This is a genomic window from Salinimicrobium marinum, from assembly GCF_014651535.1.
GTDB classification, from domain to species: domain Bacteria; phylum Bacteroidota; class Bacteroidia; order Flavobacteriales; family Flavobacteriaceae; genus Salinimicrobium; species Salinimicrobium marinum.
Window position 1 is genome coordinate 159,182 of the sequence record NZ_BMXB01000003.1, and the last position, 17,116, is coordinate 176,297.

Consider the following 17,116-nt stretch of genomic DNA (forward strand, 5'->3'; position numbering starts at 1 on the left):
AATGAAAAACTTAAAAGAGATCATACCGGGAATATTGATATTAGTGGCAGGGATACTAGTGGTTCTTTCTTTCAAGCAAAAGCCTTCCGAACAACAGATGACCGATTCCGGTTATGAGATAATCAAAAAGTGGGAGTTGCCGGAGATCCTTAATGAAATATCCGGAATTGCCTATATAGGGGATCATCGCATTGCTTGTGTTCAGGATGAGGACGGCGAACTCTTTGTTTATAACCTGAAATCTTCAAAAGTTGAGAAATCGATCTCTTTTGCTGGTGGTGGGGATTATGAAGGAATTACTCTATTGGGAGAAGATGCGTATGTGCTGAGAAGTGACGGCGTCATTTTTGAAATTTCAGATTTTCAGGATAAAAGTCCGGAAGTAAAAAAATACCTGACCAAAACTCATCAACTTCCGGGGATCAATATCGAAGGACTTTGTGCTGATTCTGACAATAACCGACTTCTGCTCGCAGTGAAGGAACGGAAGAACTCCCCACTCTATAAAGAAATCTTTGCTTTTGATCTTAACACAAAAGATTCAAATGAAAATCCGTTGTATAAGGTAGCATTGGAAGATGGTGTTTTTGAGAAGGTTAAGGGAAAAAAGGAAAAAAGATTCAGTCCCGGGGAAATTGGAATTCACCCGAAGACGGGGGAACATTATATACTTGATGGTAGCAAACCAAAACTTTTGATCACTGCGAAGGATGGTACTCCCAAGGAACTCATAATGTTCCAGTCCAGGGATTTCGGAAATCCGGAAGGATTAACCTTCAGCCCTGAAGGAGCTCTTTATATATCCAACGAAGCCGAAGACGAACCGGCAAATATTCTTCATATAACCCTGAACAGAACATCGAACTAAACATTCCCCAATTTGTCATCAAAGTATCATTAATAAAATAAGATTCTTTCTTTGACCGACCAAGACCTGTAATAGCAACAATATGGAAAACAACTCTTTGGAAACAGCTTCAGTAAAACAAAGTAAGCTCCCCCTTTACATATCAATTGGAATTGTACTCACCCTGGTACTTTCTTATTTTTTAATACCCGGAGTCCAGGGATTTTTGAATGAAGCCTGGAACGTACTTACAAGCGACGATAATGTCAGGATAAAATCCTGGGTGGGTGATTTTGGATGGTTTGGACCCGTGGTTTTGGTGCTGGCAATGGTTGCTCAAATGTTTCTTCTGGTGATCCCTACCATTGCTCTAATGGTCGTGTCAGTGCTGGCGTATGGTCCTGTTTTTGGCAGTCTAATCATTCTGCTGTCTGTTTTTGCTGCCTCTTCTGTAGGATATTTTATCGGAAGTTATTTTGGGCCTGTGATCGTGGAAAAACTTATAGGCCACAAAAATGAAAAGAAGATTGGGGATTTTATTGATGATTACGGATTTTGGGCAGTGATCGTAACCCGACTGAATCCTTTTCTTTCCAATGATGCCATTAGTTTCGTTGGTGGAATTCTTAAAATGGGATACTGGAAGTTTATTGGTGCCACGATATTAGGGATAGCTCCTCTCACTCTTTTTATAGCTATTATTGGAGAAAGTACAGATACATTGACCTCAGGACTGTTATGGGGATCTGTGGTGAGTTTGATTTTGTTTGGATTGTATGTGTACTGGGACAAAAAGAAAAGAAAATCCCGAAGAGAAAATTAGAAAACCATTCATGAAATTTTATTTCCGGAATACTATTTTATTCTTGCTATTTCTGTTGGTGAACTGCAACCTGGCTTTCTCCCAAAACAGTAAATCCTACTATTATGAAAATGAATTTGATCTCTCTCTGCCGGTAGGGGAGAAGTGGTCCATGGAAATAGGAGTTGGAAACCGGGGCATGTCACAGGAAACGCTGGAGGGTGAGAAATTATCTGGGTATCAACATGATCATCTGGAAATAAACCAATTCACAAAATACGAATCCAGCGAGTCTTTGGTGTTAAGCCTGGGGTTGAGGTACCGCTTCAAAGAACTTTTCGATTCTTCTGAAAGTAATGAATTCAGGGTCATTGAACAGCTGGAATTTGAACCTGTCAATGCAGTCGTACCGCTATCTCACCGGCTGCGACTGGAACAACGGTTTAAGGAGCATACCATTCACAGGATGCGGTATGAAATGGAGTTTAGCAGGCCATTAAATGATACTTTTGAAGTTGGCGTAGCAACAGAAGCCTTATATGCAGTTTCCTCCAGGGAAAAGCCCGAAGCAGAACAACGCTTTTCAATAGCAGTGGAGAATACTTCTTTCCGGAATCTGGAACTGGAAATTGAATTTGAATACCGCATGGAAGATTATGCACGTGACCTGGGGCATGAATTTTTTATAGTTACTGGAGTCAGCCTGGAACTTTAGTCAGACTGTTCAGGGGAACAAAATCTTAGAACAATCCAATTCAAAGTCAACTACGTTGTTCTAGACCATGTAGATATTCAAAAATTACCCTCATTAAAATAGATAACAAATTTTAGGAAACTTTTAATGCACGAAATATTTTAACCGCCACGTTATCAAATTGTTCCACTGTAAAAAATAATGGTTTCTAAAAATTGTGGATATCTCTTTGCTGAATTTTGAAGAAGGCTTGTTTAAAATCCTACTTTTGGCTCCCTAAAAAAATATTATGAGCGCAACCTGGTATGAATGTAAGGTGAAATACAGAAAAACACACGAAACAGGAGAACAGAAAGTGACCACAGATACTTATTTGCTGGATGCCGTATCTTATACAGAAGCAGAATCCAGGATCACCGAAGAAATGAAGGCTTATACCAATGAAGACTTCAGGATCATGAACATAAAAGTGGCTAATTTCGCTGAGGTGCATCCTTTTGAAAATTCCGACAGGTGGTTTAAGTCGAAGGTTTCTTTAATAGCCCTTGATGAGGAAAGTGGCAAAGAAAAGAAAACGAATATTTATCTTCTTGTACAGGCCAATGATGTAAAAGAGGCGTTTGAAAATACTACCAAGGCAATGGAAACTACCATGGGAGATTATTCAATTCCTTCTATTACAGAATCTCCTATTCTGGATGTTTTTCCATATTTCACTGGAGAAGAAGAACAGTTAGAGAAATTTAATGTCCTGGATAAATCTGAAAATCCGAAAGAAGAAGAAGAGCAAACGGAAGAGACTGCAGCTGTCTAAAAAATTTAAACTTTTTGGAAGTTTTTGACCGTAGGTTCTGATAAATTCAGGAAATCGGAAAAATAAAATTCTGAAATAAATTCAGAAGGATAATTCAACCCTTTGAAGTAGTTTCCTTATTTGCTTCAGAAGGAATAGAAATAATACACCCGTAACCTTTTCAGGATTACGGGTGTTATTTTTTATAGATATGCTTTAGTTCCTAATCAATGACTCATAGGAAGAGCCAGGGAGGTCTCCGGGACTTCACGATTGTTTTCTTTTAAATAGGTATCGAACCAGCGCATCATGCGTAGGTTGTAATCGTATCTGGCGGTGGAATTCCTGTTGCCATGGCCTTCTCCCGGATAAAGAACCAGTCTTACAGGAGTGTCTGTCCTGGTTTTGATATGCCGGTACAGTTCATATGACTGCCCCGGATCTACACGGGTATCTTCTTTACCGTGCAGGATGAGAAGTGGTGTATTTGCCTGGTCGGCGTAATAGATAGGGCTTCGCTCCAGGTAAAACTGATAATCATCCCAGATCCTTTTGCGGGAGTGCACCAGGAACATTTCTTCCGGAATGTCACTGGTTCCCCACTTTGAAATGTTGTTGCTGATCCCTACAGACATTACTCCTGCAGCAAACCTTTCGGTATGGCGCGTAGACATCCATGCGGTAGCATATCCACCGTAGGAGCCACCTGTGACTCCCACTTTGTCCCGGTCTACATTATGGTTTTCTATGAGAAAGTCAATTCCGTCAATAATATCATCAAACTCTTTTCCGGCAGGATCTCCCTGACTAGTCATGGAGAATTCCACGCCTCTCCCTGTGCTTCCGCGGTAGTTGGGATAGAAAACAGCATAACCCTGTCCCGCGCCTACCTGTCCCGGCATATTGTAACCTGTAAGCCAGCCATTGTCATAATGAGCTTCAGGTCCGCCATGAACCACGGTGATCAAAGGGATCTTTCCGGAACTGTTTAAAGGATGAATAAGAATACCTTCTATCTCCATTCCGTCGGAAGCTTTATAACTAATCCTTTCCTGTCTGCCCATTTGTTTCTCCTCTAACCATGAATTGGATGTGGTAATCCTTTCAGGTGATTTCCCTTTAGCATTCATTACAAAAAGTTCATTTGGATGCTGAGCGGCATTTGCGACCAAAGCTAAGGTGTTGTTATCGGATGCAGAAAATCGAATAATATTGAGATCTTTGTTTTCATAGGTCCTCTCCAGTTTTCCGTTGAGGTTTAATCTGCCAAGACTGCTGTAAACACCTTCGCTGGCCAAAAAAGCCATGGTTTTATTATCAACCCAGGAAAGGCTTTCAAACTTCCCTGTAAAATCTCTTTGCAAAATAACAGGGCTTCCACCGGTAATTTCAGAAATAAAAATACTACCGTCTATGGGGTCATGTTGATCTGCCCCGGCTATAAAAGCAAGTCTTTTGCCATCGGGGCTCCAGGCGAGCATTCCCAGTTTGGCTTTGTGATCTACTTCTGCAGTGACTTTACCGGTATTTGCGTCAACTATGTAAATACGCTGACTGGTATAAAAATCGTCTACAAGGGAAGAAGGCGCTGCACTTACTGCCAGGTTTTTTCCTTCAGGGCTCCATTGAAGTGCACTTACATGGCCGTCTACTTCTAATTCTTTTGGATCTTGACTGTTTAGGTCTACCATGAAACCTGAATTGTTTTGGAGTTCAGTTTCATAAATTTCAGGCTTATAAGGAAGTTCTCCCTCTGTTTTTTCTTTGCTTTTCTGAGATATGAAGGCCAGTTGATTTTTGTTTGGGTGCCAGTCATAGGAAGAAATAGAACCCTCAAATTCATAGAGTTTTTTTGGTTCTCCTCCAGAAGGCGTGATCTCATAAAGTGCAGTCATTTTATCCCCCTCCCTGCGAGCCGTGAAGGTTATGCTGCTACTCCCAGGTTTAAACTTGATGTTGCCGGCGCTAAAATCGGTTACCAGGGCAGTAGAGGTTCCGGCAGTTCTGTCATAAACGTACAGATGGTTTTTTGCAGGAGCATTTTCTACTGTTGGATCTGTAGGAACCAGTAATTGATAAGCAATGTGGTCTCCGTCTTCAGAAATGATTGCATTAGAGATATATTCTAATTTTGCCACATCCTCGGGCGTCAGCACATTCTGCTGGGCTAAAAGAGAATGGACAATAAAAAATAAGAGAAATGGAATGGATCTTTTCATGTTTTTCAAGGATTACAAAGTGTTTAATTTTCCGCTTATTATTATAATGTAAAATGGGAATTAGGGCAAATAGTTTCCTGCTATTTTGTTTAAAAAAGCAGGAATTAAAACACCTATTTTACTGAAAGATAGATCAAACTCCTTTGCTTTTCGAAATTTCGTAAGAAGATGGGTGGTTGTAGAAACTATACTTTTTCAGAACCATCTGCATCCTGAACCTTCTGAACTAATATTATTTTCCTAAGTCTGCTGCTTAGGGATATACTGTTGCCTGATTTTATTATTTTATGCCTGAAAACAAAAAAAGTTACTGAATTGCTTCAGTAACTTTTTTGCTGTTCCGGAAGAAAACTCCTTAAACAGAACACTTAGATCGATCTATCTTCTATTTTTTTTGCGGTAGTTCCCGGGTTAACCAACCTCTTCTATTGGCAGTGGCCATAGCGTAAGGAGTGATCCAGAATAATCCGAAAGTATAGAAAATACTATACGAATAGGCCCAGAAAGCTTCCGAAATATTATATTTTTTAGCATAAAAGAATGCCGGAAGACTTGAGAATATTAAAATACTCAGTAATGTTGAACTGATAAATAACACAGGATGTAAAACCAGGAGAACAATCATCATCAGAAACAAAGGATAAGCGGTTAGCATGTGCATCCATTGATTCAGAAGTAAAAGTCGGGTTCCCGATTTAGATCCATTCCTGAAAGGCTTGAAAGCAAATTTTGACATCATTAAATTTTCACGCACATTACTTCTTTCCCATCGGGTAAACATTTTGTGCAGACTGCTGAATTTTTCAGGAATATTTGTCAATACATACGCATTACGTTGAAACAACACGTGATAACCTTGTTTAAGGATCATGTTGGTCATGGCACGATCTTCACCAATATCTGTAGGTTGCCCCATAAACGTTTGGTTGATCCACTCTGGCAGGCAGTCCATCACTGCTTTACTTCGATATGCTGCCAATGCACCCGGTGTACAAAGTACAGATCCCAACATACTTTGTGCGGAACGAATGAATTCAAAACTGAAAACAAAACTCACATTAAGCATACGTGGAATAATGGCTTTTTCGTTATTCAGAACCCGTACATTTCCTGCAACTGCGCCACAATCTTTATTGGTTACAAAAGGAGAAACAAGGTTACGTAGAGTATCTTTTTCTACAATAGAATCACTGTCAACCGTAACGAAAACTTCGCCTTTTGCTAAATTGAATCCGCGGTAAAGTGCATGTCTTTTTCCCTGATTATTTGGTTGCTGATAAATTGCCACCCGGTTTCCAAGGTGCTCTTTGGCTTTTTTCATCCAGTCCCAGGTATCATCTTTACTTCCATCGTCAATGGCGATCAATTGCAGCTTTTCTTCCGGAAAATGGCTGTTTGTTAAACTTAACAAGGTCTCATAAACCTGTTTTCCTTCGTTATAAGCCGGTACGATCACAGTACAGGTCGGTAATTCTTCATCGCTAACCGAACTTACAGGTTTATAACGGAAGAATAACCTGGAAATATAGGCCAGAAATCCTAATCGAAACAGCAGTAAAAAGCTGGATACAAAGATCAGGATCATTCCACCAAGGGTGTTCATTCTGCCCAAATTCATCTCCTGAAATTGTGGCTGTAGCAGGTAAACTGAAAAAGCTCCTCCCAGCAGGAGTAAGAATGTTCCTGCCAAAGTGAAAAGATGTCTTTTTGTGAAAGTTGCTTTACGATAATTCTCTGAAACCTGTTCCTTTTCGGTTTTACCAGAGGTACTCTTTTGTTGTGGTTGTGTAAGGTAATTAGATTCTGAATTCTCAGCAGATACTGAAGGGGGTAACCTAAGTTCTCTTGTTATCATCTTAATCATTGTTTTTTCTGTTTCACATTCATTTATAGCTTTTATCTTAAAGAGAACTATAAATGATCCGATCCATTTCCGGAGAGGAAAAGCCAATTACTGTACCGCAACCTAACGCCTTTGATTATCAGGCTATACAGCTTTAAGGCTGTGGAATATGTTGTGGTGGAGCTGGAAAAGTGTGGATTAATTCCACACTTTAGTATGTAGAGTGGGGATATTTAATGGAAATTCTAATCTTGATGGAGTAGGATTTTCGGATTTATTAATAGATGGTTTCTGCAGGAAAATAAGCGCTACGAGAGACAACTTTAAAAAGGAAATAATAGCAAAACTTCATTTTAAATATGGCAAACATTTAGGCTTTAAACCAACCTTTAAATGGTGAAAAATGATTATAATGTTGAAAACGGGAAAGTTACCTAAAACAACCGGAAAAAAATTTAAGATGAAGTACAATATAAAAATAGAAGAGGTTCATACAGTTGATGAAATTCAAGAATTTTGGACCAATGAAGATTATGTCCAGTTATTGGAAAAGTTCGACTATCCCGATGCAAAAGATTCCAAAAATGAGAATCTAAGGGAACTATTGTTTATGGCCATTACAGATTTTGAACCTTCCGAAGCAGCGAAAGTGGTTCTGAGGTATAAACTCGGTGAACAATTATCCGAGGGGCAGGTGGAGCAGATTTCCAATGATATGTTGATAGATACGGTATGTGAAGAATATCCCGAGATGGAATTACAGTCGGTTTTGTTTCATATCAACCAGTTACTCTTTAAAGCCTACAATGGGAAGTTTCCCAGTTCCAGTGCTACGATCATAGAATGCTCCATGAATCCTTCCGGAGAGGAGCATGCGCCGGGTCTTACAAAAGAAATGGTGTTGAGGCTATTAAATGATGGTCTTTCCGACAGGAACATTGTAAAAAGGTTGTTTGAAGATCAAATGAATGGAAACGGAGCATTTCCCGAAGCAGAAAATATCATTTGGGACCTGCAGCATTCAAAAGATAATCATTATAAAATTACAACTTCCGGAAATCTTATCAAAAAAGAAGAGATAATCTCTTCAGCATGGGAAAGCGAGGTAGAAGAAATGATGGTTGATTCTGATAAATAAATCATTTGTTTAATTAAACCAGGATTATTAAATGCTGCTTCCTCTTGGGAGCAGCATCTTTTATATTGGCTAAACATATCTGCTGCATTCAGGTATTGGATGGAAAAATTCCAATCTGTTGGATATTTTCCGGATATTAAAATATTATTTCTATTTTTACCTTCTTTAAAGCCATTTATGAAAGATCAGTTATTTGCAGTTATTGATGTGGAAACCACCGGAGGAGGAATTAACGGAAATCGCCTAACGGAAATTTGCATTGTTCTTCTACGCGGTCCGATAGTTGTTGAAAAATTCACCAGCCTCATTAATCCTGAAAAGGACATTCCGCGGCATATTACAGCGCTAACAGGTATAGATAATGCGATGGTTGCAGATGCTCCCAGGTTTTATGAAGTAGCCAAAAAGGTAGAGGAATTTACCAGGGATGCCATTTTTGTGGCGCACAATGTCAATTTTGATTATAACGTACTGCGGAATGAATTTAAGGAACTGGGATTTGAGTATAGCCGCCGAAAGCTTTGTACGGTAAGACTTTCCCGGAAACTTATTCCCGGATTGTTCTCTTACAGTCTTGGAAGATTATGCGACTCCATTAATATTCCAATTTCTAACCGCCACCGTGCCGAAGGGGATACCGATGCCACAGTGATCCTTTTCCAGCGTTTACTGTCCTTAGATGACGATTACAAGGTGATTAATTCTTTCCTGCATGTTCATTCGCGGCAGGCCACCTTACCACCCCATATTGAAGCTGAACAAATTCACGGGCTGCCCGAAAGTTCAGGTATTTATCTATTTAAGGACCGGCAGCATAAAGTGATTTATGCAGGAAAAGCCATCGATATCAAGAAAAGGGTGGTATCCCATTTTTATGACCGCATGAGCAAGGAATATCAGCTTGGACAGGAAACGTATCATATAGATCATGAAACTACCGGTAGCGAACTTGTAGCTTTGCTCCTGGAAGCAGAATGTATCAGAAAATACTACCCGAAGTTTAACAGAGCTCAAAAACGACCGGGAGCGGTATACCAGATCGTTTCTTATACCAATCAGCGGGGAATCCTGCAGCTGGCTTTGGAAAGAACCAACAAGCTGAGAGAATCCATAGGTACTTTTTACAGCAGGGCACTGGCGCAGGAAAAGCTTGAATTCCTGTGCAGGGAATTTAGTCTCTGTCCAAAATATTGCAGTCTGCAACGCAATGTGGAGGAATGCTCGCACTATAGTATTGTGAGTTGCGAAGGAATTTGCTCCGGAAAAGAATCAGTGCAGGCATACAATGAGAAGGTAAGAGCAGCCATTACTTCTATTACAGAGGAATCTTCAACATTCGTTATCAGGGAGAAGGGCAGGCATTTTGAAGAAGAGGCTTTTGTGTTAGTGAAGAACGGAACCTATCAGGGCTTCGGATTCATTGATGCTGAAGTACAGGTAAGTCGGGTGGAAGATTATGAGCCATTTCTAAAACGACAGACGGCCACGTATCATACCCACAAAATCCTGAGCAATTATCTGAGAAAGCAGGGAACTCCGGAGGTTATATTTTTTGAAAATGAACAGGAAACTGAAATGGAAAAACCGGTAGCCGGGGCTCACAGGAACGCTTTGATCATGGCTACACATGGTACCCTGACCATGGAATTTTAGATTTTATTTACCCGATAGATCTTGGTCCATGAAGTGACTGCATTAATTTTTTGCTATTCTACTTGATGTTGTGATTAAACATAATTTTCTTTTCCCTTTAAATATTATCCAAATCTTGAATTAAAGGAAAGGAATATTGTTTCAAGTAGGGAGAATGTGTTCTCTATTCATCTTGTTCTAAAATTTTCAACAAGAATTGGAATAGGAACACCCGGTTTGATTCAGGAGAGATGACATTTGTGTTTGGTTTTCCTAAAAAACCCGTGCTAAGCCTTAATATCTGCTTATATTTATTTTTTTGAAAAAAGAAAAAAAAGCCTTTATGCGCATCATTAATGCCCACCAGAATAATCTCAAAAATATTACTTTAAACATTCCTGAAAATCAATTGATCGTCGTGACTGGATTATCGGGTTCGGGCAAATCATCCCTTGCCATGGATGTTATTGCGAATGAAGGCTACCGCTATTTTTTAGAAAGCCTCCCTGCATATAATCAGCAAAATGGCCAGTTAATACCCACTGCTGAAGTGGATGATATTTCAGGATTACCACCAGTGATCAAGGTGGAGCAATCCAAGCGCTTCCAGTCTGTTAACGCCACTTTCGGTACACTCTCAGAGCTCGCTGCTGTCTTCAGGATCTTGTTTGCCCGCTACGCCGGCACAGAAACCATGAGCAAATCCCTCTTTTCCTTCAATCATCCAAAGGGGGCATGTGGCCGTTGTAATGGTATTGGCCAGGCAGAATATATTGATCTTGATAAGTTGGTTGGGGATGAAAACAAGACCCTTAGGGAAGGAGCCATCACCACCACCTTACCCAATGGTTACATCGTCTATTCCCAGATCACCGTAGATGAATTAAACAAAGTGTGTAAGGCACACGGATTTAACGTGGATGTCCCCTGGAAGGAACTTTCGGAAGAACAAAAGGATGTGGTTTTAAACGGAAGTGAAAGGATTCAGGTTTTTTATGGAAAACATACTATAGAGTCCCGGCTGAGATGGACAGGCTTTAAAGCAAAGCCGCGGGAAGAGGGCTTTTATAAAGGGATACTGCCCATCATGAACGATATTCTTAAAAGGGACCGGAATCCAAACATCCTGAAATTCGCAAGTTCCAGTATTTGCCCAGGGTGCAAAGGCGCGAGAATTAAACCTGAACACCTGAATTTTAAGTGGAAGGGGCGGAACTTTCAGGAATGGATGGACCTTTCCTTAAACGAGTTATATGGCAAGCTGAAAAGCCTTGCCCTTATAGCAGGAGAGAAGGCGTTGGTTGATAAGGTCTGTGTTCAGTTATCTGATCTGATTCGGCTGGGGATGGAGGAATACCGACTAAGCACACCAAGTATTGAGATCTCTTCCGGTGATGCACAGCGTATAAAATTGATCAGACAGGTGAACAGTAATCTGCAAGGGATCCTGTATGTATTTGATGAACCCTCCATCGGGTTATCTGAAGACTACCAGCACTATTTACGTCACATTCTCCATCGCCTGATAAGCCGTGGAAATACTGTGATGGTAGTAGAGCACGACTTAAACTTTATAAGATCTGCAGATTGGATCATCGAATTAGGACCCGCAGCGGGAGCGAATGGAGGAGAAGTTGTTTTTAGTGGTGCCATCAGGGAATTTTTACATGAGGAAGGGCTAAAGACTCCCACTTTAACTGAATTACAAAAAGGAAAATTTACGCCTGAAAATGGACCAACACTCGCTTCAGCAGAGTCATTTCAGCCTTTAAAAGAAGCCTTGATGGTGGTTAGCAGGAAAACACCTCAGATCCTGAAAAAGCTTTCAGAATATGTAGAAAAAAAGGATTTTAAATTACTTACCGTTTCAGATCAACCCATTGGCAAAACCCCAAGAAGTAATCCAGCTACCTATACCGGGCTAGCCGATAAAATACGTGATCTATTGGCTAAATCTCCGGAAGCAAAATCCCTGAATTTAGCCAAAGGAGCATTCTCTTTTAATAATAAAAGTGGAAGGTGTGAAACCTGTGAAGGGGCAGGTGTGATCACCCTTTCTATGAATGTGATGGGGACCATCAATCAGGTTTGTCCCAGGTGTAACGGCAAACGTTTTAAATCTGAGGTTTTGCAGGTGCATTGGAATACTAAAAATATTGCTGAGATTTATAACCTCAGTATTTCCGAAGCTTATGATTTCTTTTCAGAGGAAAAGAGGATCACTGAAATTCTGTCGTTAATGCTGAAGCTGGGGCTGGGATATATAAAGCTGGGACAACCCTCTAATACTTTATCTGGTGGGGAAGCGCAGCGAATCAAACTAACCAAATATTTCGCGAAACAATTAAAAAAGACATTTTTATTACTGGAAGAACCCAGTATAGGGCTGCATCAGCAAAATGTGAGGCAGCTGCTAAAAGCTTTGCATGAACTAAAAAAGCAAATAGCAGGTATTATTTGTTTTGAAAATCATCCGCTTTTTCAGACTTCATGCGATGTGCTGGTGGAGAATGCTCCGAAAGCCCAGGCACCGGAAATAAAAGAATTAGCAGATCAACGCAGGAATATGATCTCCATGAAAGGGGCTCGAACGCACTACCTTAAAGACATTGATATTGATTTTCCCAAAAACCAGTTATCGGTGATCACAGGGATTTCGGGTTCGGGAAAGTCTTCTTTGGTGATTGACACCCTGCATGGTTATGGCCTTCAGGAAATGACCAAACAATTTTCAAGCTATCAGCAGTCAAGGGTAGGAGTGAATTTTCAGTTTGAGGTTGATCATATCGAAGGCCTTAGTCCCACCATTTGCATTACACGTAAAGAAAAGAGCTTTACAGATCGCTCTTATATTGCCAAACAAACGGGAATAGATAAAATTTTACGGTTTGCTTTCTCCCGGAAAGCACAGTACGACGGAGAGGATTTATCTGCCAGCCATTTTTCCAATAATCACGAACTGGGGAAATGTCCCATCTGCGATGGGGTAGGCCAGGAATTACTTCCTGATACTAATAAAATAGTGCTCAATAGTGAAAAAGGCATTGCTAACGGGTTGTTTGAACACAACAAATCCCTGATTTATTATGGGCATGCCGGGAGTCAGTACATGGCGATTGCAAAGGAAGTAGGAGCCATCCACGGATTTAGCCTGGATACCCCTTTTAAGGAACTGACAGCCCAGCAAAAAGACCTTTTGTTTTGTGGTGCGGGTGAAAGGGTATGGAAGACGCAATGGGTTTATAAAACGAAAACAAGGCAGGGATTACAGGAGATAAGTATGGTATGGAAAGGACTTTTCCATTACTTAAAAGAAGAATATTACAAGACCCGGAAGAATAAACATATTGACAAGCTAAAAGCACTTTTTTCGCTGGAGGAATGTAGCCACTGTTCGGGAAGCGGATTAAAACCGGAGCGTTTAGTATTTCAAATCGGAGGAAAATCCATTCATCAAATCAAGTCAATGGATTTTAAGGGTTTGGAAACATGGCTTTTTGCTGATCATACGCAAGAGGAAATAGACCGAAAACTGCTTTCAAGGATAAGGCCTCTTTTGAGCAACACCATCAAAAGAGCAAAGCAGTTACATATAGATCACCTGCAACTCAACCGTAAATCATCCACCCTTTCCGGCGGGGAAAATCAACGGATAGCACTTATTAAACAGTTGAACAGTCCGCTCAAAGGTATTACCTATCTACTGGATGAACCTTCCGCAGGATTATCCAGTGACAATATCCCGGACCTGGTCAAAATTCTGAAAGAGCTTATTGGAAAAGGAAACACGGTTCTGGTAATTGAGCATAACAAAGAGATTATCATGGCGGCTGATCAGTTGGTCCAGCTGGGACCTCAGGCTGGAAAGTTGGGCGGCTATATTACCTTTCAGGGTACGCCTGCGGAATTTTTAAGACAAGACGATTGCCATCCTTATCTGAAAGAATTTTCAAAATCGGTAAGATTAAAAGCAGGAAAAGATTCTATAACCATTAAGAACCTGTCCAGGCATACTTTGGTGAAGGAATCGCTGGAGGTTCCTGTAGGAGAGATCACAGCTATCAGCGGTAAATCGGGGATAGGCAAAACCACCCTCGTGAAAGACATTCTGATCCCGGGTATCGAGACCGGAAACCCGGTGAATTGTGAGAGCATAAAATTCCCGAAAAAATACATGGGGGTGCATTATTTTGAGCCTAAAAAATTGCGTTCACATGCAAAGACGTTATTGGTATCCTATCTGGATTTGCTCAAAGGAATAAGCAAAATTTTTGCAAGGGAAACAGGCCGAAAACCAAGTGACTTTTCTTATAAAACTACAGCTAGCCAATGTCCAAACTGTAAAGGAAAAGGCTATTTGGAAACCAGTTTAGATGTAGCAGCCAATGCAATTGAAAAATGTGAAGTATGTAAGGGGCAACGGTATCAACCGCAAATACTGGAACATACTGTTGGTTCAAAAAATATCGCTGCGGTACTCGCATTGAATCCCCATGAATTAAAAGAATGGTTAGCCGGATTCAGGGTATCTGAAAAAACTTTTGAATTCCTGAATCAGTTAGAGGAAATAGGATTGGAACATCTCAGATTAGACCAGCCGGTACAAACTCTTTCCTCGGGCGAGAAGCAACGATTATTGTTACTGAACTGGCTGCAGGATCAAACTAATGGGGTGCTTTACATCTTAGATGAGCCCAGCACCGGATTACATTATGCAGATATTGATCTGTTGTATGCTATTCTTAAGAAACTTAGTTTTAACAATGATATTCTAATTATTGATCATAATCCATACTTATTAGGGAAAATAGGGGTTGGGGTGGTTTTAGAATGAGTTGGTTTACCATTTTCGACTCACAAATTAGCGCATGATACATTATAGAATTGTGGTTACCTACAACCCATTTTTTTGGCCGGTGGTAAAAATCGAACCTGAGATAAGTATTACATATTTCCCCTGTAATACTCCAACACCTTTACCCTTAGCAGATATTCATACTTTGCGTTGGCCAGCCGAATTAGGGAATTATCGAGGTTGTTTTTGCTGATGATATATTCCACAATATTTGAGACGCCGCTGTTGAAGCGAATTTCATTTACACGGAAAGATTCTGAAAATGCTTCTGCCTGCTCCTGGAGGATGTGATATTGTTCAAAAGCTGCTTCCATGTCTGCATGTGCCTTTTTAATAGCCTGGCGGAATTGCAAAAGTGTGTTTTGATAATCCACTTTTGATTCTTTCAACTGAATTTTTTCCAGAGCCACATTATTTTTTGCCCGGAAACCGTTGAACAACGGAATATCAATTCCAACGCCCACTACCGAATTCAGGTTGTTGTTCAACTGATCGTAATACGGAATGGCTTCTTCAGAATAAATGATTTCATTGGTAAACACTGGGATGTTCTGATTTTCTATTGTTACAAAGCCGCCGGTTTCCGAACGTTGCGTTCCTGTTTCGTTATAGAGGCGAGCCACACTGGAATAGTTGGTATTCAGTTGAGCAAAAAGGGAAATTTCCGGAGAATATAAAGATTTTGAAACACTCACATCTTCTTCCGCAGCTTGTATACGTAACTCCTTTGCTTTAAAAGTAGCCAGGTTCTGGTGGGCATCTTCGAAAACTTCTTCCGCAGAAAGTTGATATTTTACAGGTTCCAGGAGCATATTCATATCTTCTGCAGTGATAGGATAATCAATATTCAGCAACTGCGAAAGGTTGAGAACGGAACTGAAATATGCATTTTTAGCATCTATCACATTCGCCCGGTCATTCGCCAGCTGCCCCTGAATATCGGTATAGTCTGCCGGATTTCCCTCGCCTTGATCATAAAGCGTTTTTAACCGATCCTGTTGTTTTTCCGTAGCCTCCAATCTTAACCGGGCGAGCTCAATTAGGTCACTATTGTTCAGGATTTGCAGATAGGCAAGGGTAATATCCAAAACCAGGTTTTGTTTGGCTTCTTCCGTTTCCATTTCTGAAGCCCTCAGGTTGTAACGATCTCGCTGAATGCTATTCCTCATCCTAAACCCATTGAAAATGGTCGCATCCAGGTTAAGCCCTGCATTTGAAAAGCTTAGTTGCTCATCAATATAAGCATTGGTAAAAGGGTCAATACTTCTCCCGTTGTTCAGCCCTACGTTCACTCCGGCATTTAAACTGGGAAGCACATTGGAGCGGGTTTGTTTAAAATTCACCTCCGAAGTTTCTGCCCTTAGTCCGGCACTTTTCAAGTCGAGGTTGTTTTCAAGCCCAAGTTCAATGCTTTCACCAAGCGTCAACGGAATGGTGTCATTCTGAGCGCAGGCAAAACTGAAAATAAAGAACCCTAAGCCTGTAAATAATTTTTGTAACATATTATATAGTTTCAGATTTCTCCCTTACCATACTGCCGTCCAGGAGGTGGATGATTCGGGAACCGTATTCTGCATTGTTTTCTGAATGTGTGGCTTGTATGATGGTCACGCCCTCTTCATTTAATTCTTTAAAAAGCTCCATAATTTCCTCTCCCTGTTTTGAATTCAGGTTGCCGGTAGGTTCATCTGCCAGGATGAGTTTTGGTTTTGTGATGAGAGCCCTGGCGATGCCAACGAGCTGTTGTTGTCCGCCACTAAGCTGCGCCGGAAAAAGATCTTTCTTGCCAACGATATTGAACCTGTCCAGGATATCTGCAACCAGAGCTTTTCGTTCAGAAGATTTGACGTTTTTGTACAGCAGTGGAGTTTCAATATTTTCATAAACCGTGAGTTCGTCAATTAAATGATACGCCTGAAAAACAAAGCCTATATTTTCTTTGTACAGGTTGGCACGCTGCTTTTCCTTTATAGTATGTACAGGTTCCTCCAGGAAGTAGTATTCTCCTTCATTAAAATCATCAAGCATCCCGATGACATTAAGCAATGTAGATTTCCCGGAACCCGAAGGTCCCATAATAGAGATAAATTCCCCCGATTCGACTTTAAGGCTGAGGTCATTCAGCAGGAAGATTCTTCTCCCGCCTGCTTTTACCCATTTATAGATGTGGTTTAGTTCTAGCATAATTTTAATATTGAGTAGTTAATATTGAGAATAGTAGTTAGTATATATTATCTTTTCCATTCGTTCTTCCTTCTTGTTGATGGATGACCTTTTTCCCTTGCCACAAATG

The 17,116-nt window shown here is 40.5% G+C and carries 11 protein-coding genes; 7 read left to right on the forward strand and 4 right to left on the reverse strand.

Features of this window, described 5'->3' with window-relative positions:
- The first annotated feature begins 1 nt into the window (after window position 1).
- The 4 genes from IE056_RS07190 to IE056_RS07205 all read left to right on the forward strand — a co-directional run bounded on the left by IE056_RS07190 (window position 2) and on the right by IE056_RS07205 (window position 3,157).
- Window positions 2-868 (forward strand): SdiA-regulated domain-containing protein, encoded by an 867-nt coding sequence (locus IE056_RS07190; RefSeq protein ID WP_189604020.1) that lies wholly within the window; start codon window positions 2-4, stop codon window positions 866-868.
- 82 nt (window positions 869-950) lie between these two features.
- On the forward strand, window positions 951-1,670 hold the full coding sequence (locus IE056_RS07195; RefSeq protein WP_189604021.1) for a TVP38/TMEM64 family protein: 720 nt from the start codon (window positions 951-953) through the stop codon (window positions 1,668-1,670).
- A gap of 10 nt (window positions 1,671-1,680) precedes the next feature.
- A complete protein-coding gene (locus IE056_RS07200) occupies window positions 1,681-2,364 on the forward strand; it encodes a DUF2490 domain-containing protein (RefSeq protein ID WP_189604022.1) in 684 nt (227 codons plus the stop codon).
- Window positions 2,365-2,632: 268 nt separating this feature from the next.
- Complete coding sequence (locus IE056_RS07205; RefSeq protein WP_189604023.1) at window positions 2,633-3,157, forward strand: DUF4494 domain-containing protein; 525 nt, start codon at window positions 2,633-2,635, stop codon at window positions 3,155-3,157.
- Between the two features lie 206 nt (window positions 3,158-3,363).
- Here the strand turns inward: IE056_RS07205 and IE056_RS07210 are convergent, their stop codons facing one another.
- Together IE056_RS07210 and IE056_RS07215 are read right to left on the reverse strand one after the other, a co-directional pair.
- Complete coding sequence (locus IE056_RS07210) at window positions 3,364-5,355, reverse strand: S9 family peptidase (RefSeq protein ID WP_189604024.1); 1,992 nt, start codon at window positions 5,353-5,355, stop codon at window positions 3,364-3,366.
- Window positions 5,356-5,740: 385 nt separating this feature from the next.
- Complete coding sequence (locus tag IE056_RS07215) at window positions 5,741-7,210, reverse strand: glycosyltransferase family 2 protein (RefSeq protein ID WP_189604025.1); 1,470 nt, start codon at window positions 7,208-7,210, stop codon at window positions 5,741-5,743.
- Between the two features lie 448 nt (window positions 7,211-7,658).
- On the opposite strand from IE056_RS07215, the gene IE056_RS07220 reads away from it, so the two are divergent.
- From IE056_RS07220 to IE056_RS07230, 3 genes are all read left to right on the forward strand, one after another.
- Complete coding sequence (locus IE056_RS07220) at window positions 7,659-8,336, forward strand: hypothetical protein (RefSeq protein ID WP_189604026.1); 678 nt, start codon at window positions 7,659-7,661, stop codon at window positions 8,334-8,336.
- A 177-nt stretch (window positions 8,337-8,513) separates the two neighbouring features.
- On the forward strand, window positions 8,514-9,989 hold the full coding sequence (locus IE056_RS07225) for an exonuclease domain-containing protein (RefSeq protein ID WP_189604027.1): 1,476 nt from the start codon (window positions 8,514-8,516) through the stop codon (window positions 9,987-9,989).
- Between the two features lie 322 nt (window positions 9,990-10,311).
- Window positions 10,312-14,802: an ATP-binding cassette domain-containing protein gene (locus tag IE056_RS07230; protein WP_189604028.1), complete on the forward strand. Its 4,491-nt coding sequence runs from the start codon at window positions 10,312-10,314 to the stop codon at window positions 14,800-14,802.
- Window positions 14,803-14,912: 110 nt separating this feature from the next.
- On the opposite strand, the gene IE056_RS07235 is transcribed toward IE056_RS07230, so the two are convergent.
- Window positions 14,913-16,325, reverse strand: coding sequence for a TolC family protein (locus IE056_RS07235; RefSeq protein ID WP_189604029.1), 1,413 nt, complete (start codon window positions 16,323-16,325; stop codon window positions 14,913-14,915).
- A 1-nt stretch (window position 16,326) separates the two neighbouring features.
- Entirely contained in the window at window positions 16,327-17,010 is a 684-nt protein-coding gene (locus tag IE056_RS07240) for an ABC transporter ATP-binding protein (RefSeq protein ID WP_189604076.1), read from the reverse strand.
- Between the last annotated feature and the right edge of the window lie 106 nt (window positions 17,011-17,116).